This is a genomic window from Natrialba sp. PRR66 (assembly GCF_034808065.1).
Lineage (GTDB): Archaea > Halobacteriota > Halobacteria > Halobacteriales > Natrialbaceae > Natrialba > Natrialba aegyptia.
In genome coordinates this window covers 436,496-453,144 of record NZ_JAXHGN010000004.1, presented here as the reverse complement: position 1 = coordinate 453,144, position 16,649 = coordinate 436,496, and the positions used below count along the sequence as shown (strand labels likewise).

The 16,649-nt window shown below is 59.4% G+C and carries 14 protein-coding genes and 3 pseudogenes; 11 read left to right on the top strand and 6 right to left on the bottom strand.

Annotation, left to right across the window (positions count from 1 at the left end):
* Positions 1–7 precede the first annotated feature (7 nt).
* Positions 8–781, top strand: coding sequence for an inositol monophosphatase family protein (locus SM755_RS16125; RefSeq protein WP_323173569.1), 774 nt, complete (start codon positions 8–10; stop codon positions 779–781).
* Between the two features lie 21 nt (positions 782–802).
* Here SM755_RS16125 and SM755_RS16120 read toward each other — a convergent pair whose 3' ends face one another.
* The 4 genes from SM755_RS16120 to SM755_RS16105 form a co-directional block, all read right to left on the bottom strand.
* Positions 803–1,621: an inositol monophosphatase family protein gene (locus SM755_RS16120; protein WP_323173568.1), complete on the bottom strand. Its 819-nt coding sequence runs from the start codon at positions 1,619–1,621 to the stop codon at positions 803–805.
* A gap of 75 nt (positions 1,622–1,696) precedes the next feature.
* The gene (locus SM755_RS16115; RefSeq protein WP_006667457.1) at positions 1,697–2,512 is read right to left on the bottom strand and encodes an energy-coupling factor transporter transmembrane protein EcfT; all 816 of its coding nucleotides are present in this window, start codon (positions 2,510–2,512) and stop codon (positions 1,697–1,699) included.
* Positions 2,509–4,224 carry an ATP-binding cassette domain-containing protein gene (locus tag SM755_RS16110; RefSeq protein ID WP_323173567.1) on the bottom strand — a complete coding sequence of 572 codons (1,716 nt, stop codon included), beginning with the start codon at positions 4,222–4,224 and terminating at the stop codon, positions 2,509–2,511. Before SM755_RS16110 ends, SM755_RS16115 begins: the two co-directional genes overlap by 4 nt.
* A 12-nt stretch (positions 4,225–4,236) precedes the next feature.
* Positions 4,237–5,082 carry a hypothetical protein gene (locus tag SM755_RS16105; protein ID WP_323173566.1) on the bottom strand — a complete coding sequence of 282 codons (846 nt, stop codon included), beginning with the start codon at positions 5,080–5,082 and terminating at the stop codon, positions 4,237–4,239.
* A 219-nt stretch (positions 5,083–5,301) separates the two neighbouring features.
* On the opposite strand from SM755_RS16105, the pseudogene SM755_RS16100 reads away from it, so the two are divergent.
* Positions 5,302–6,186, top strand: a pseudogene (locus SM755_RS16100) (IS1595 family transposase).
* A gap of 631 nt (positions 6,187–6,817) precedes the next feature.
* Positions 6,818–7,126, top strand: a pseudogene (locus tag SM755_RS16095) (transposase); the annotation flags it as partial.
* A gap of 133 nt (positions 7,127–7,259) precedes the next feature.
* Here SM755_RS16095 and SM755_RS16090 read toward each other — a convergent pair.
* Positions 7,260–7,439: pseudogene (locus tag SM755_RS16090) on the bottom strand (IS1595 family transposase); the annotation flags it as partial.
* 472 nt (positions 7,440–7,911) lie between these two features.
* Between SM755_RS16090 and SM755_RS16085 the strand changes: the two are divergent.
* The 8 genes from SM755_RS16085 (at position 7,912) to SM755_RS16050 (ending at position 16,216) form a co-directional block, all read left to right on the top strand.
* Positions 7,912–8,565 carry an SRPBCC domain-containing protein gene (locus tag SM755_RS16085; RefSeq protein ID WP_323173565.1) on the top strand — a complete coding sequence of 218 codons (654 nt, stop codon included), beginning with the start codon at positions 7,912–7,914 and terminating at the stop codon, positions 8,563–8,565.
* A gap of 3 nt (positions 8,566–8,568) precedes the next feature.
* Positions 8,569–9,177 carry a (2Fe-2S)-binding protein gene (locus tag SM755_RS16080; protein ID WP_323173564.1) on the top strand — a complete coding sequence of 203 codons (609 nt, stop codon included), beginning with the start codon at positions 8,569–8,571 and terminating at the stop codon, positions 9,175–9,177.
* A complete protein-coding gene (locus SM755_RS16075; RefSeq protein WP_323173563.1) occupies positions 9,174–11,654 on the top strand; it encodes a xanthine dehydrogenase family protein molybdopterin-binding subunit in 2,481 nt (826 codons plus the stop codon). Before SM755_RS16080 ends, SM755_RS16075 begins: the two co-directional genes overlap by 4 nt.
* A complete protein-coding gene (locus SM755_RS16070; RefSeq protein ID WP_323173562.1) occupies positions 11,654–12,544 on the top strand; it encodes a xanthine dehydrogenase family protein subunit M in 891 nt (296 codons plus the stop codon). Before SM755_RS16075 ends, SM755_RS16070 begins: the two co-directional genes overlap by 1 nt.
* Positions 12,545–12,623: 79 nt before the next feature.
* Positions 12,624–13,538 (top strand): MoxR family ATPase, encoded by a 915-nt coding sequence (locus SM755_RS16065; protein ID WP_323173561.1) that lies wholly within the window; start codon positions 12,624–12,626, stop codon positions 13,536–13,538.
* Positions 13,535–14,833, top strand: a complete 1,299-nt coding sequence (locus SM755_RS16060; protein ID WP_323173560.1) for a VWA domain-containing protein — start codon at positions 13,535–13,537, stop codon at positions 14,831–14,833. Before SM755_RS16065 ends, SM755_RS16060 begins: the two co-directional genes overlap by 4 nt.
* Before the next feature lie 2 nt (positions 14,834–14,835).
* A complete protein-coding gene (locus SM755_RS16055) occupies positions 14,836–15,981 on the top strand; it encodes an XdhC family protein (protein ID WP_323173559.1) in 1,146 nt (381 codons plus the stop codon).
* A 1-nt stretch (position 15,982) separates the two neighbouring features.
* Positions 15,983–16,216: a hypothetical protein gene (locus SM755_RS16050; RefSeq protein WP_323173558.1), complete on the top strand. Its 234-nt coding sequence runs from the start codon at positions 15,983–15,985 to the stop codon at positions 16,214–16,216.
* A 38-nt stretch (positions 16,217–16,254) separates the two neighbouring features.
* Here SM755_RS16050 and SM755_RS24485 read toward each other — a convergent pair whose 3' ends face one another.
* Positions 16,255–16,530, bottom strand: coding sequence for a VWA domain-containing protein (locus SM755_RS24485; RefSeq protein WP_369335253.1), 276 nt, complete (start codon positions 16,528–16,530; stop codon positions 16,255–16,257).
* Positions 16,531–16,649 lie beyond the last annotated feature (119 nt).

Here is a 16,649-nt window from a genome sequence, read left to right as displayed (position 1 = left end):
AAACCGTATGGATCGGCATCCACACCTTTGGGCTGCGCTGTTAGCTGCCCGTCGCAGTGCTGAAGCGCTTGCATTTTGGGACGAGCATCACACCAATCGCGTAGCAGGCCAAGAAACGGATAGAACCTGTGATTTAGCCACTGAAAAAGCTATTTTAAACGAACTCGAGCGTCACTTTCCCGAACACAACGTGATTTCAGAGGAAAGCTATCCGGAGTTCGCAACGAAACCGCGATGGATCGTTGATCCGCTGGACGGACGGGTTAACTATCTCAACGGTATTCCTCACTATTCCGTGTCGATCGCGTTCGAGGGTGCGGGGACAGCAGACGTAAGCGTCGTCTATCATATTCCTTCGGATAAGCTATTTACAGCTATCGAAGGACAGGGGGCGTACCTGAACGGTCGCCCTATTTCGGTTTCGGAGACAACCACACTCTCGGATGCATTAGTGGTTACGGGGTTCGATCCAACGACGATCAAGTCACAAAACTTCAACCAGTTCCGTTCACTGCTTGACCAGACTCAAGGGGTAAGGCGGTTCGGATCCGCCGCTGCTGAGCTTGCAATGGTTGCCAACGGGAAGTTCGACATTTTCTTCGAGCGGGTGCTCAGCGTATGGGACACGGCCGCGGGGATACAGATCATTGAGGAGGCTGGCGGGGAAGTCACCCGGATTGAGCAACTGGACAGTAGTAACCGCGAGATGGTCCTTGCGTCGAATCCGCAAATTCATCAGGAAGCTGTCTCACTTATCTCTTCGAGCAATCAGGGTGATTGAGTGGCGTCCCGAAACGGCGATTCAGTTTGTATCGAGGCTCGCCGCTTCGTTTCGATAGAGGTGACGCAGCTCCCCGTGAACGCGTCCGTTCGAGGCGATAATGCCGACTTCCCGCTCCTCGGCCATGAAATTCACCGTCGATCCGTTCCAATCGGTTACCTTGCCATCGGCTTCCTTGACGAGCAAACTTCCCGCAGCAACGTCCCAGGGTGATGTATACTTGTCTAGAAAACACTCGAACGTTCCGTTCGCAACAAATGAAAGATCGCATGCACCGGCTCCGAGTTGGCGAAGTCCCTGCGATCGCTCGGGGGGAAAGAGGTGCTGATACAACCGACGTAGCCGGCTGTCATGGACGATCGGCGGCGAAATTCCGAATAGCACGGTACTCTCCGGAAGTGAGTCAACTGACGACACGGATATTCGTCGTCCGTTCCGTCGAGTTCCACCACCCGCGACCGCCGTGTACGTATCCTCGCGTTGGGGATGGACAACGACACCGACAATCGGTTCTCCCTTGTCCAGCAACGCGATTGACACGCAATAATGTTCGAAACCGGTAACGTAATTTGCGGTCCCGTCGAGCGGATCGACGACCCACGTGAATCGCGCGGATCCATCTCGCTCAGCCTCTTCGCTAATAATCGCGTGCTCCGGATGGGCCTCCATGATAATCGAACGAATCGTTTGCTCGGCACGGAGGTCGACCTCCGTTACTAGCGTCCCCTCCTGTTTCTGCGTAATGTCGTAGGTGGACTGAAAGTTTGCTCGGAGTAGCGTACTTGCCTCCGTCGCTGCTGTCTTCGCTGTCGTTAGGAATTCGTCGAATGCAGTTCTCATGTATTATGATCGATTTCTGGTGTCTGCGTTCCGATTCTACTGGAAGCAATTGAATTGACAAAATATGACGAACGACTACACGAACGGAAGAATAATACCTACAATGACGATCAATGAGCCACCCATGAAGAGAACGTCAAACTGGCCGACGCGAAGGTCACCTAACTGCAACTCACGGCTTTTATCGTTCTCTAACGAATGAGAGAATCCTCTCGTTTCGAGTGCTTCGACCGTCACGCGACTTCGTTTTGCAACGTCGAAGATCATCGGATAGAACGCCCTAATCGAGAGTCGGATCAGGTACACGTAATATCGCCATTTGAAACGCCCGGGAGATTCCGGTGCACGGCTTCGAAGCCGGTAGACGTTCACCGTCTCGTGGTACTCCTCGATGAGAACAGGCAACATCCGGTATCCGTAACTGATCGCGAACGTGAACTGGCGTGGAATACCAATGCTCATGAATGCGCGGCTGATGTTCTTCGGAGACATCCCGGAGAACACGGCAATTGACGTCACCGAGATGATCGTCAGTTTCGTCGTGTATGGGACCAGCGCCATCGCACTCTGTACGAAACTCCCGCCCATCAGCACTGTTACGAACGCATACAAGAGTACGTTCGTGATGACGCCGAACGCAAGTAGCGCGATGAGGTACTTGCTGACCCGGGACACTACCGCGAGGACGGAAACAAATGTGAGCAGCCCACCGAGAATCCGCATATCGTAAAACAACCATGGAATAACAAGGAATGCGGCGTACCACGTGAGTAGCACGCGAGGATCGAGCCGATTGAAGATCGTTCCCTCGTTGTCGTACGCAGTGCGGAGCAAATCCTGCTTCAACGACTCGATCGACAGTGCATTACGGAACTCTTCTTGGTAGCTCATCGGTTGACCTCCTCGAGTTCCGGTGAGCGCCTGGAGAGCCTATCGGCCAACTCAGAGACGGTCATCGCAGGCGGTGAGATATCGAGGTCGTCGCTCAGTCGAACGACTTGCGGTGCCCGCAGATTACACCGTTCGAGAAGGTCGAGGTTGGGAAATACATCTCTCAGCGTCCCGTCCGTTTCGATGGCACCATCGTTCAAAACGATCACCCGCGTCGCCCATTCGGCGACCAGTTCGAGGTCGTGTGTGGCAATAATAACCGTCTCTACGCGGTTTTCAGCGCGGTTTATCGTCTGTTCGACTTCACGGCGACTTGCTAGATCGAGACTCCCGGTCGGTTCGTCGAACAACACGATCGATGGATCTGTCGCTAGCCCGATCCCGAGCGATGCGCGACGCTGCTCGCCAACACTCAGTAATCGGCCGTCACGGTCCTGTAGCTGTTCGAGATCCAGAAACTCGATCACCTCATCAACTCGTTCCTCGACATCCGCTACGTCACGTTCTCGTAAATAATAGGAAATGTCTCCTCGGACCGAGTCCTGGATAAACATGTCCTCCGGATTCTGATCGACGTAGGTGATGTCTGCTGCCAGTTTTTCCGGAAGGACATCCTCGGTGTCGGTTTCGTTGATAGTTATGCGCCCAGCATTGGGCTTCTCGATACCGGTAATCAACCGTAACAACGTCGATTTCCCGGCACCATTCGCACCGACGAGAGCGATCCGTTCGTCCGGATAGAGGTCCAACGAAAAGTCTTCGAGTACTCGCACATCCCCATCGCGAAGCGTCGTATACCCGTGATCGACGTGCCGGAAAGAGACGATTGGCTCATCTCTCGATTGCTCTCGAGCAATTTCGTGGTCGTCTATTTGACCTGTTTCGTGCTCGAACGATCGGTACCGATTGATCGCATCGGCGTATGTCGTCGGTAAACTCCCTCCCTTCTCGATCTTTCGGGCAACTCGAGTTACTTGGGGTGGATGAATACGGTGCTCTCGTAGCTCTTCGATTCGATTGAGTCCCTCGTCAGTCGGTCGCTTCCATTTGACGGTGCCGTCAGCAACCAGTGCGACGGTATCGCAGTACTCGGCGATGAATTCGGTATGGTGCTCGATCGTGACGATCGTTATTCCGTTCTCGTTTAGCGCCTGTAACCGTTCGTATGTTTTGTGTGCACGGACGGGATCAAGTTGTGCTGCCGGTTCGTCGACAACGAGGATGTCCGGATCCATCGTCAATGCTGCACCGAGGGCAACCAGGTGCTGCTGACCACCGCTCAACTCCCATATGAACCGGCCATCGACCGTTTCGATGTCTAACTGAGAGAGCGTGTTGAGTGCCCGTTCGCGGTAATCGTCTTGCCCGTAATTGACCGGTCCGAATGTCATTTCGTCGTAGACGGTCGGCGTTACGAGCTGATTTTCGAACTCCTGAAACACGTAGCCGACATCACGGGAGAGGTCTGCAACGGACGCATCACGGGTATTCTGCCCGGCGACACGTACTCGACCGTCGAAATCGCCCTCAAAGAAGTTCGGAACGAGTCCATTGAACGTTTTACACAGCGTTGTCTTCCCGCTCCCGTTTCCTCCCAGGATAGCGATAAACTCACCACACTCGATACGCAAATCCGCATTCTCTAATATCGGTTCGTCAACCCCTGGATATCGGAAGGTGACATCCGACACATCGATAGCTGTATTTGCCATTTTCACACCTGTTTACGTGGAGTGTTTTGCACGCTGCCAGACGACGACCGCGACGAGAGCGGCCACAATTATTGGGGCCGCAATAAACGTCTCACCGTACGCGTCTAGGAATTCAGGTTCCCACACGATGTTCAGCCCGAAGCCGGATTCCTCAGCCGCCGCGAATCCGAACGCAAGGGGGAACGCAATCAATACTGACAGCGCTGCCTTCCACGAGAAGCCACGTACCATGGACGCCCCCCGCGTCCCATTGTATGGTTCCATCCCCATCAGCGGCTCAATCTTTCCGTGGAGTTTTGGATAGAGATAGAGTGCCGGAATAACCCCAAAGATGATTCCCGTAATTACCATCTGCGTGATAAAGTCGACACCCTCGAGAACGAGTATGCTCTCGGGGAGTCCCGGCACTGCTTCTAGTTCTTCAACGCCGATGTACACCTTCCCGATATCGACGAACATGGCGATGAACTCGTTGAGACCCTCAGCAATGAGGACGACTGCAGCGAGTTGACGGCGGTTTTTCGGGTCTTGGAACAGCAGTGCCGCGAAAAAGAAACATGTCGAAACGAGAAGCAAATCTTCTATTACTCCGAGCCCGTTGAAGTCGCCCAACAGAATGTCCTCGAAGACAACTTCCCCCATCGGAACCGCCAGTGCAGCCCAGAAGGTTCGAAACAGCAACACCAGCACGATCGGTATAAAGATAAAATCACCAACACCCAGTTCCAACGGTCCGACATCGAATTCGGGTAATACCTCTGTTATTGCGTATTGTAGTCCACTGAGGGACATGACGAAAATGAACACTGTCATATCCCGTTGACCAAAGCTGAACCAGCTTGTATTCTCTGTAGCCATCTCCGACATACAGATCGGTCGTTGGCTGATATCGGTTTGAAGTTTGCTATTATCTATATATCTGAAGACAGAGGTACATAGATTTCTAAATAGGATGGGGGTCTTTCGACGTGGCAGTCAATCCGTAAACGCTCTTCTGTAGGAGATTGTTGATACTGCTCAGCTGTCGCTGTGGAATCGAAGAGAGCAAGGACACCGCTGACGCGGTGTCCGTTAGGCATGATTTCGCTCGATGTGTTTGGGTCGGAATCGGTCGCAGCGGACCTGTTACAGCAGGTTCGCTGGCGTAACGGTGTTACTTGCCCTCGCTGCCGTTCTGACCTGACGGTCAAGAACGGCAGCTATGGGCACTTTCAGCGCTATCTCTGTAAGAATTGTGACCGCACGTTCAACGATAAGACCGGCACGATCTTTGCCCATTCGAAGGTCGCGCTCAGGAAGTGGCTGTTCTCGATTTATGCGTTTCTCCGGTTTAACACGAGTCTTCGCCAACTTCAGCTAGAGATCGATGTTCAGTACAAAACGATCTACCAGCGCGTCGAGCGCTTCACAAAGGCGCTCGACGCACCGTCACTTGACCTCGTCAGGCCGGTCGAAATCGACGAGGTCTACGTTTCTGCAGGGTTGAAAGGCCGCGAGCGCGACCAAGAGTCGCGCTCGCGTGGCCTGTCCACGCGTGGGCGAGGATCGTACGACCAAGACAAACCGCCAGTATTCATGATCGTCGATCGTGGTACCGGCAATCGGTACGTGATCCCAGCGAAATCCGTCGATGAACCGACGATTTGGCACCTTCTCGCAAACCGCGAGAAGGAGCCACTAACCATCTACACGGACGGATTTTGTGCCTACGATCCGCTGGCCGAGGACGACGCATTTGACCGCGAATACGTCGTCCATGGCGACAGCGAATACGCCGACGAAGACGTTCACGTCAACACCTGCGAGAGCCACGGATCGCTGCTGCAACCGTGGCTCTCGCCTCATCGAGGCATCTCAAAAGACAGGCTCACACAGTATCTCTGAGTGTTCCAACTTCGACGAAAGTTACTGCGGAAACCAGGGGGAGAAGCTCTCAAAGAACCCATCAACGCAACGCTGTGAAATCAACAACGTGCTACACAAGAGCGTCTGGATTATGCGTCACTACAGCACGAGTGCGTCTGTTCGCAGTAATACATGTGAGGATGTCTCAATCCATGGAATTGATACCACCGTCGGACTGCAGACGGTGGCCGAGAACGAATAGAAAGCCCTCGGCCGCTCGGCATCCCGCGACCACGGGAAGACAGTCCTGCTCACTACGTTGCGCGGGCTGCGACTTCTCTGCCTTCGTTCGCTGCGCTCACAAAGACCACGCTGTGCTCCTTGTGCCTGCGGTGCTTGCGGAGTCGGGGGACGTTCACGGCGTTTGCGCCGTGAGATCGGGAGTGCTCTGCTCTCCCGGTGACCGAGACAGCCTCGCCCTTTCTGAGTCCACCAAGAGGAAGGGGGGGCCACGAGCGCCGGAACTGGATAGCCGGGTGTTTCTCGATGGCCCGCCCCGCTCGCCGCATTCCGCCCTCCGCGTCGCTCGTGACCGACCGTTCCGGGCATGCGGGCGCTCTCCACACCGCGAGCGCCCGTTCCGGGCTAAAATGAATCTGGTCTCGACGCCAGCATTAAGCGCGTTTTCGGTTGCGCCCTCGCGAGCTTTCGCGTTCCAGCGCTTTGGGCCGTTCCGCACGGCGAGCCACGCCGCAACACGGGCGAGTTGCACAGCCTAGCCGCCGACAAAGGCTACGATTGGCAGCAATTACGCGATGATCTGAGGGAAAAAAGTGTGAGACCGCTAATCAAGCATCGTGAGTTCCGTCCCATCGATCACGCGTATAACGCGCAGGTCGATGGAACTCTCTACGGCCATCGAGCGTTGTCTGAGACTGTCTTCTCGGTGATCAACGCACGCTCGGCGGCGCCGTGAGTGCGCGAAGCTGGCTATCGGGAATTACGTGAAACCGTTCTGATGTGTTCCGTCTACAACATCAAGCGTGTTGTGAGCTAAGCAAATCCACCGCAGTATGACGATTCACCACAGCCCTCTGAGTGGAAATGCTACAGTCTCTCCCAAAACTATACGAACGAAGGCGTGGTTTGATCGGGTCGCAGGCTTTCATAGGTGTAGCATGTTGTTGATCTCACAGCGTTGCATTGATGGGTTCTTTGAGCGCTACTCTTCCAGGTTTTCGCAAGAGTTTGCGACGTAGCAGGACCGCTCGGAGATACTGTGTGGACTTGTCTTTTGAGATGCTTCAATGGGGCGAGAACCACCGTCGCAGTGGCGATCCATGGGTCTCGCAGGTGTTTACGTGTGTCTCCATCGGTGTACTCTGGGCCCTCGTCTGCCGCGGCGTCAAACCGTTGGACGACGCGACCGGCTGATCATCATCGGTCTCATAGTACACGCCATGTCGCTCGAAGACGAGTTCATTCGATCCGGGCACGGCATCAATCGGCGCGACGTTATGTTTGGTGCTTCATTGACGCTGATCCATCGAACGATCCGCGGTGGACGACGATCGACTGATGCAGGGTCGCTTTCTCTCGCTCGTCGAACGCATGATTGCTTTTGTCTGCCGAACGCGTCCAACACCGCTATTTCGTTCTCGCGCGGCTCTCGTCAATTACCTTCTCGCCCTTCGTGTGTGGTTCTCAGACTGGTTACATCTCCGCTGCTGATTAACCAAATATAGTTTCAAAACCACCTTCTTGCTGCTAAAAAGCAAAGCATTATGTTTGTGTGTATTGAGTTACCACGTCACAGTCTGGCACACGCCAGTTGATACTAGCATGGAATTCAGTGGAACCTTCGAACTCGAAGAAACGACCGTCGACGAGGTATGGCTCGCGTTATCGGATCCGGTGTTGGTCGAGCAGTCGTTACCGGGGTGTGAGTTTTTGGTGCGCGTTGACGATACCGATGTCGACTTCGACGAATTGCACGACGAAGTGACCAATCGGGAGGTCGAACCGGCCGCTGATCCGGAGTCAATCGCCGAACGCGCGTTCGAGGAGGGTGGCCACTATGCGGCACTGATGCAGATCAGCGTCGGGCCAGTGAATCCAACGTTTGAGACGGTCGTGACGATCGATCACCGCGAGTATCCCGAAATGTCCGCTGCAGGCGAGGGGTCGTCGAGTAACAGCTCTTTCGAGATGGCGTCGGGAATGACCCTCTCCGAGACCGACGACGGCGTCGCTGTCGAATGGGAAACCGAAGCCGACGTCTTCGGGAAGATCGCTCAGATGGGACAACGCGTCGTCAACCCGGTCGCAAACCGGGTAGTAAAGCGATTCTTCTCGTCCGTACAGGACCAACTTCGCGAGCGACAGCTCGCCGTCGAAGGCGATGCCTCGGCTGACGAATCGGACCCGACCGGAAGCGACCGAGGACTGGTTGACAGGGTACTCGGCCGGTCGAGAGGCGACGTGAGCGACTCGTAAGATATGACTGAACACGACATCACACTGACGGTCAACGGAACAGAACACGACATCACACTGACGGTCAACGGAACAGAACACGAACTCTCGGTCGAACCGCGGACGCTCCTGGTTCACGCGATCCGGGACGAACTCGGCTACACCGGGACGAACGTCGGCTGCGAGAGCAGCCTCTGTGGCGCATGTACGGTCCATCTCGACGATGACGCGGTCAAGTCCTGTACGGTCTTGGCAGTACAGGCCGACGGCGCGACGATCAAGACGGTCGAAGGGCTAGCCGAGGACGACGAGTTCCACCCCATTCAGGATGGATTCCAGGAGGAACACGGACTCCAGTGTGGGTATTGCACTCCCGGGATGATGATGACGGCGACCGATCTCCTCGAGGAGAACCCCGATCCGAGTCGCGAGGAGATCCGTGAGGGATTGGAGGGAAACCTCTGTCGGTGTACGGGCTACCAGAACATCGTCAACGCCGTCGAGAACGCGGCCGACGAGTTGCATGCCGGCGCCGTCGCCGATGGCGGTTGTAGTGCTGGCGACTCCAAATGCCGTTCCAGCGCCGGTGAAGGAGAGGTGCGCTGGCCGACCGACGGAGGTGACGCGGAATGAGTATCGAGTCGCTCGATCCGGACGAAGTCGACGCCGCCGACATCCTCGGATCGGCCATCGAACGTCGGGAGGATCCCGCGCTGATCACCGGGGACGCCGAGTACACCGACGACATCCAGCTACAGGGGATGGTCCATATGGCGATCCTCCGGAGTCAACATGGCCATGCGGAACTCGAGAACGTCGACACGAGCAAGGCCGAGACAATGGACGGTGTCGTCGACGTCTATACCCACGATGACCTCCATCGCGAGGACACACCCGGCGGTGGCTCGTACTCGCTGCCCGTCGGCTGGCTGCTCGACAATCTCCAACAGGTCGACCATCCGATACTGGCCGACGACCGCGTCCGGTATCAGGGCGACGCGATCGCGGTCGTCGTCGCTGAGGATCAGTATGTCGCCCACGACGCGGTCGACGCGATCGATGTCGACTACGAGCGACTTGACGCCGTGACCGATCCGGCAGACGCCCTTCAAGGCAACGGGCCCGAACTCCACGACGACGCCGAAGGCAACGTCGCCTTCGACTGGGAGATCGGCGACGCCGAGCGGACCGAGAACGCGTTTGAATCGGCCGCCCACACCGCTAGCATCGAACTCGAAAACCAACTGCTCATCCCGAACGCAATGGAACCGCGGGCCGCCGTCGCCGACTACAGTCCCGGGACGGACGAACTCGACGTGTTCATGACCTCCCAGAACCCCCACCTGCACCGCCTGCTCATGTCGGGGGTGATTGGCCATCCAGAGCACAAACTGCGGATCAAGGCCCCGGAGGTAGGCGGCGGGTTCGGGAGTAAGATCCACCACTACGCCGACGAGGCGCTGGTGGCGTGGGTCGCCAAACACCTCGAACGGCCGGTCAAGTGGACAGCCACCCGCACGGAGACGTTCAAGACCGACGCGCAGGGTCGGGGGCATGTGACGACGGGCGACCTCGCGATGGACGAGGACGGTAACATTATTGGTCTCCGGGTCAACACGAAGGCGAACCTGGGTGCGTACCTCTCGACGTTTGCGCCCGCTGTCCCGACATACCTCTACGGGACACTGCTCTCGGGACAGTACGACATCCCAGCGATCCACTGCTCGGTGACAGGCGCGTTCACGAACGTGCCACCGGTCGACGCCTACCGGGGCGCTGGCCGTCCGGAGGCGTCGTTCGTAATCGAGCGGCTGGCGAAGCTCGGTGCCGAGGAGGTGGGAATGGACCCCGCCGAGTTCCGGCGGCGGAACTTCGTCCTTGAGGACGCGTTCCCCTACCAGACACAGGTCGCCGTCGTCTACGACAGCGGCGACTACGAGAAGACACTGGATACGGCCCTCGAGATGGTCGATTACGAGTCGTTCCGCGAGCGCCAGGAGGAGGCCCGTGCGGATGGTCGATACCTCGGCATCGGCTTCTCCTGTTATATCGAGGCCTGCGGGCTCGCTCCGTCCGAACTCGCCGGCCAGCTCGGCGCACAGGCCGGGCTCTGGGAGTCGAGTCTCGTCCGGTTCCACCCCTCCGGGACAGTCACGGCCTACTGCGGCACGTCGGGTCACGGACAGGGCCACGCAACGACGTACGCGCAGATCGTCGCGAACGAACTCGGCATCCCCTACGAGGACGTCGAGGTCGTCGAGGGAGATACCGACGAGATCCCCCACGGGATGGGGACATACGGCTCCCGATCGGCAGCGGTCGGCGGGAGTTCGCTAGTCAAGAGTTCACAGAAACTCGTCGACAAGGCACGCGAGATTGCAGCTCACCAGCTCGAGGCCGATCCCGCGGACATCGAGTTTGAGGGCGGCGAGCTCCAGGTTGCAGGAGCGCCCGATCGGTCGATCGGCATCAAGGCGGTCGCCGAGCAGTCCTATCTTGCCCACGACATCCCCGAGGACATGGAGCCCGGCCTTGAGGCCACGTCGTTCTACGATCCGGACAACTTCGTGTTCCCGTTCGGAACCCACGTCGCGGTCGTAGAGGTCGACCCGAAGTCGGGAGAGATCGAGTTCGATCAGTACGTCGCCGTCGACGACGTTGGCAACCAGATCAACCCCAAAATCGTCGAGGGGCAGATCCACGGCGGCGTCGCCCAAGGCGTCGGCCAGGCACTTTACGAGGGCGCGGAGTACGACGCGAACGCACAGCTCATGACCGGATCGATGCAGGACTACGCCGTTCCCAAAGCGATGCATATTCCGGAGATGGAAACGGGATCGACCGTCACAGAGAGTCCGCACAATCCGCTCGGTGTCAAGGGGGTCGGCGAGGCCGGAACGATAGCTGCCCCACAGGCCGTTGTGAACGCGGTCTCGGATGCACTCGAACCGTTCGGGGTCGACCACATCGAGATGCCGATGACGGCTGAACGAGTATGGAACGCTGTCGACGGACGAGCCGATGCCGGGGCCGATACGCCGGACGCCGCCGCAGACGGCGGGATGGACGATTCCGACACAGCTGCCGATGGCGACGGAGGTGAGCACTGATGTACCCCGACGAGTTCAACTACTACGAGCCGGAGACGGTCGAGGGAGCGATCGACCTACTCGAAGATCACGCGATGGAGGAGACGGAGTTACTGGCCGGCGGCCACAGCCTGCTCCCAGCGATGAAGACCGGTCTCTCGAGCCCGGACGTCTTGATCAACATCGGCAAGATCGACGATCTTCGCGGCGTTACCGTTAATGGCGACACGCTCTCGGTCGGTACCATGAGTCGGTATAGTGACGTCCTCGCGTCCGACGACGCGCACGAACACGCGCCGGCACTGACCGCAGCGGTTGAGCGGGTAGGCGACAGACAGGTCCGAAATCGGGGGACGATCGGCGGCAACCTCGCGCACGCGGACCCGGCCTCAGATCTCCCCGGCGCTGCGCTGGCCTCCGACGCGACGCTGGTCGTGCAGGGCTCCGACGGCGAGCGCACGATTCCTGCCGACGAGTTCTACTACGGGATGTACGCCACGGACCTCAGTCCCACCGAGATCCTCACTCGGATCGAAGTTCCCTCGGCGGCCGACGCCGTCGGCACCTACGCGAAGAAGCCGAGCCCGTCCTCGGGGTACGCGATGGTTGGCGTCGCGGCCCTTCTGACGGTCGAGGACGGAACCGTCGCGTCGGCCAGAATCGGTGCGAACGGCGCGATGGATCACGGCGTGCGCCTCAAGCCGGTCGAGGAGGCCCTGGTTGGCGAGTCGCTCGACGAGGAGACGATCGAGACGGCGGCCGGCCGCGCGACCGACGACCTCGATACGACGCTCATGATGGACGACCTGCAGGCGTCGGGCGAGTTCCGCGCTCAGCTGCTGGAAGTCTACACTGAACGCGCGCTCGAGGCGGCGATCAACCGGACCTCCGCACCCGCGGCCGCGGATTGAATGTGGACGCGAACGTGTTTCGCGACGGATCGAACGTCGAACAACCCGGCGAGACCCTCGCCGAACCCACACTACCAACATGACGGACGAACCGATCACGGCGTTCACGGACTTGACAGAGTCGAACATCCGGTCCGCGTTCGAGGCGGAGAACTACGTCGCCGAAGACGAGATCGTCACCACCGTGCTCCTGGCGCTGCGGTTGGGGAAACCGCTGCTGGTCGAGGGAGAACCGGGCGCCGGGAAGACGGAACTCGCCAAAGTGCTGGCGTCAAGTCTCGGAGACGAACTGATACGGCTGCAGTGCTACGAGGGTCTGACCGCCGAACACGCCCTCTATGAGTGGAACTACACGAAGCAGTTGCTCGCGGTTCAGCGCGGGGACGATCCCGAATCGTCGGTGTTCTCCGAGGAGTACCTGCTGGAACGGCCCCTGCTCCGGGCGCTTCGCAGCGCGGACGGTCGGCCGCCAGTCCTGCTGGTCGACGAAATCGATCGCGCCGACGACGAGTTCGAGGCGCTGCTGCTCGAGGTGCTCTCGGATTTTCAGGTGTCGATCCCGGAACTCGGAACCGTCGCAGCCGACCGGCCGCCGGTTGTGATCGTCACGTCCAACCGAACGAGGGCATTGAGCGACGCGCTCAAGCGACGCTGTCTCTACCTGTTTGTCGAACCGCCGTCCGTCGAGAAAGAGACCGCCATTCTCCGGCGGAAGGTGCCGCAACTGGACGATATCGTCACAGCGGAACTCTGTGTGATTGCCGCTCGGCTCCGTGAGGAACCGCTGCGGAAGCCGCCCGGCGCGGCCGAAACCATCGACTGGGCTCGAGCGATCGCCACGCTGCGCGAGGACGGCGACGGGAGACTCGAACGCGAAACGATCCGAAACACGCTCGGTTGTCTGTTGAAAGCGGGAGAGGACGTAGCTCGAGTCGACGACGCCCTCCTGACGGAACTGCTCGACGCCGCCGAGCGGGCGAGGGGTGAGCCGTGAGCGAGCGCACAAACGACGGCGTCCACGACCACGTCCGAGTGGAACTCGTCCGGTTCGTCCGCGCGCTTCGCCGCAGCGGCGCGTCCGTCCCGGTCAACGCAGGGACGACCGCAGCCAGAGCGCTTTGCGAGGTGGGGATCGAGGATCGCACCCGCGTTCGAACGGCGTTGCGAGCCACCCTCCTTACGGATAGCGGCGATTTCGAGGTATTCGATCGGCTGTTCGAGGCGTTCTGGCGTCGGCTCACGACGGGCCTCGAGGACGAACGATCGTCCCATCCGATCGGCGATGAGATCGAGGCGGCTCTCGAGTCGCTCGGCGACCTCGCCGCAGACGAGGACACCGGGGACGTACCGGCCGATTTCGAGGGCGACGATCACAGTACCGACCGTTCGCTCGCCGAGTCGTTCGCAGCGGCGGTTCCCGATTCGACCGACGACGATGACAAAGCCGGTGGGACGACGGCGCGGTACAGCCCGTCGGGATCGCCTGAGATGGTCGACGGACGACTTCGCACCCGTGAGAGCGATCTCGAGATATCTTTCCGCGACGTGACTCGAGCGCTTGCGAGTTTGCGAGGGCGGCGGTTCCGTCCTGGAACCGATGACGCCGACATCCGCCGGGCGCTCCGAGAGAGCGTGAACACCGGCGGAACTGTCCTCTCGGTTCCGAAGCGCGAGCGACGACGCACGACGATCCGCGCGGTGTTGCTGGTCGACGTGAGTCGATCGGTTCTCGACACCGTCGATCGCGGCTTCCTGATCGAGTTCCTACGGCGGGCCCGCCGTGACTGGCGGAACGCTCGCGTATTCTTCTTCGATGAGGACCTCCGCGACGTGACCGAGGCCGTCGACGCGCCATCGGCGACCGAGGCGTTCGAAGCGCTCGAAGCCGCGGAAACCGCTTGGGGCGGCGGAACGCGGATTGGACGCTCGTTCGAACGGCTCCGCGAGACGGCACCCGACGCCGTGGACCGACGCACCGTCGTGTTCGTCGTCAGCGATGGCCTCGAACGGGGCGACGTCGACGTCCTCGAACGCGAACTCTCGTGGATCGATCGACGGGCCGAGCGGGTGCTATGGTTAAACCCGTTGGCGACGGCACTGTCCTACGAGCCCACCGCTCGCGGAATGGCCGCCGCCGTTCCGTATCTCGACGGTCTGTTCGCATTTGCCGGTCCGAACGATGTCGCCGAACTGGCGCGCCAACTCCGACAACAGGGGGCCGGCGGACGAATCGGCTACGAGTTCGACGCCCGACTGGATCGACAGACAACTACCCGAACAACACAGTAACCATGAGTACGAACGACTGGAGTCTCCCCGAAACGGCGGTGTTCGATCGGATACGAAGGACGCTCGATGACGGCACGGCGGCCGTCTTGGCGACGGTGATTGCCGTCGAGGGCAGCGCATACCGCCGGCCGGGTGCGAAGATGCTCATCCACCCTGAGGGGGGTGGAGCGGGCAGCATCACCGCCGGCTGTCTGGAAGACGAGGTCCGTGCGCTGGCCACCGATGTGCTGGCCGACGGTGCTCCGCGCATCGAGACGTGGGATCTGACCGGCGATGGCGATGTCTGGGGTCTCGGAATCGGCTGTAACGGCGTGATAACAGTCCTGCTTGAGCCACTCGACGAGTCGTACCGACCCATCGTTGACGCTCGACGGGCCGACCACGCGATCGGCGCCGCGACCGTCGTCCGTACCGAGAGCGAGAACGACGTCACCGTCGGCGATCGCGGACATTACGTTCCGAACGACGGGTTCGCCGAGGACACCGATCTTCCGGCGTCGATTGCCGACGAACTCGCGGGGCCGACGCAGAAGCTCGTCGCGGCTGGGAAGAGCGAAACGTTGACCGTCGAGACGGATGCTGGAAGCGTCGATGTGTTCGTAGACGGTGTGCGCCCGCCGCCCGATCTCGTCGTCTTCGGTTCCGGTCACGATGTCGAGCCGGTCGTCGAGCTGGCGACGCGCATCGACTTCCGCGTAACGGTCGTCTCATTCCGCGGCGGCCGTGCCGACGACGGTCGGTTCCCCCAAGCGGACGCGGTCGTTTCCGCGTCGCCACGAGAGGTGACCGACCTTCGAGAGTGGAACGCCGACACGTACGCGGTGGTGATGAGTCACAACTTCCTCGATGACCGCCTCGCCCTAGAGCAGTTGCTGGACACGCCGATCGAGTACATCGGACTGATGGGACCGCAAAAGAGATTCGAAGAGATACGCGAGGATTTCGCTGACGAGGACCGACCGATCACTGACGCGGAACTCGAGCGGATCTACACACCGATCGGGTTAAGCCTCGGCGGGGACGCACCGTATCAGATCGCAGTTAGTATCGTCGCGGAGGTACTCGCGGTCACTCACGATCGAACGCCGCAACACCTCAGCCGACGAGGCGGTCCGATCCACGACCGTACGAGCGCGGAAACTGACTGAGATGGATCGAAATAACGACCCTGAAGGCGCCGACGGATCGGATGACCGAACGGGAAACATGCTCGCTCGAACGTGGGTCATCGCTGCAAACTTTCGGACTCCTGCCGACTACGGCATTCCAGAAGCGCCGTTGTTCCCGGCGCGACGTCGTGTTGACGGTGCGCTGATGCTGGTCGGTCCCGAGGACTCAACCCCGGTGATGACCGTCGGGGAGACGGTTCCGGTGCGGCGATAGCCGTGCGACGGAACAATTTCGTGGCATCTCGTTCCGAGTCATACGCGATAAGACCGACCTGTACGGTACTTGGATGCGAGGGATCTCTTGTATGAGGTGCGCTCGAGGGCCGCAATGGCACGGTCGGCCGACGGTTCGTCGAACTGTGCCGTCACCTCTCGGAGGCTGGTATCAAAGAAAAACACCCGGACGGATCGCCGGTCGGCGTACAGCTGTCGAAGAACACTCAGCAAGAATCCGCGGTCGATACTGTCGAGGATAGAGCGGCTCACATCGGCGAGAACGACGGCGATTCCACGTGGGGATACAAACAACGCCGTTTAACTGGAATTAGGCGCTAAGTCCCCTTCCTCAAGGAGCAACGCAAGGAGCGAAGCGACCGAGTAGCGCAGTAGGGAGGGGATACAGCGCCGCACGATTCTCAAACACGTTC

Bases quoted from the DNA above. Each gene is read 5' to 3' on its own strand.
- SM755_RS16070 (WP_323173562.1), top strand. From the start codon at position 11,654: ATGTACCCCGACGAGTTCAACTACTACGAGCCGGAGACGGTCGAGGGA.
- SM755_RS16125 (WP_323173569.1), top strand. From the start codon at position 8: ATGGATCGGCATCCACACCTTTGGGCTGCGCTGTTAGCTGCCCGTCGC.
- SM755_RS16050 (WP_323173558.1), top strand. From the start codon at position 15,983: ATGGATCGAAATAACGACCCTGAAGGCGCCGACGGATCGGATGACCGA.
- SM755_RS16110 (WP_323173567.1), bottom strand. From the start codon at position 4,224: ATGGCAAATACAGCTATCGATGTGTCGGATGTCACCTTCCGATATCCA.
- SM755_RS16105 (WP_323173566.1), bottom strand. From the start codon at position 5,082: ATGGCTACAGAGAATACAAGCTGGTTCAGCTTTGGTCAACGGGATATG.
- SM755_RS16080 (WP_323173564.1), top strand. From the start codon at position 8,569: ATGACTGAACACGACATCACACTGACGGTCAACGGAACAGAACACGAC.
- SM755_RS16055 (WP_323173559.1), top strand. From the start codon at position 14,836: ATGAGTACGAACGACTGGAGTCTCCCCGAAACGGCGGTGTTCGATCGG.
- SM755_RS16115 (WP_006667457.1), bottom strand. From the start codon at position 2,512: ATGAGCTACCAAGAAGAGTTCCGTAATGCACTGTCGATCGAGTCGTTG.
- SM755_RS16085 (WP_323173565.1), top strand. From the start codon at position 7,912: ATGGAATTCAGTGGAACCTTCGAACTCGAAGAAACGACCGTCGACGAG.
- SM755_RS16075 (WP_323173563.1), top strand. From the start codon at position 9,174: ATGAGTATCGAGTCGCTCGATCCGGACGAAGTCGACGCCGCCGACATC.
- SM755_RS16120 (WP_323173568.1), bottom strand. From the start codon at position 1,621: ATGAGAACTGCATTCGACGAATTCCTAACGACAGCGAAGACAGCAGCG.
- SM755_RS16065 (WP_323173561.1), top strand. From the start codon at position 12,624: ATGACGGACGAACCGATCACGGCGTTCACGGACTTGACAGAGTCGAAC.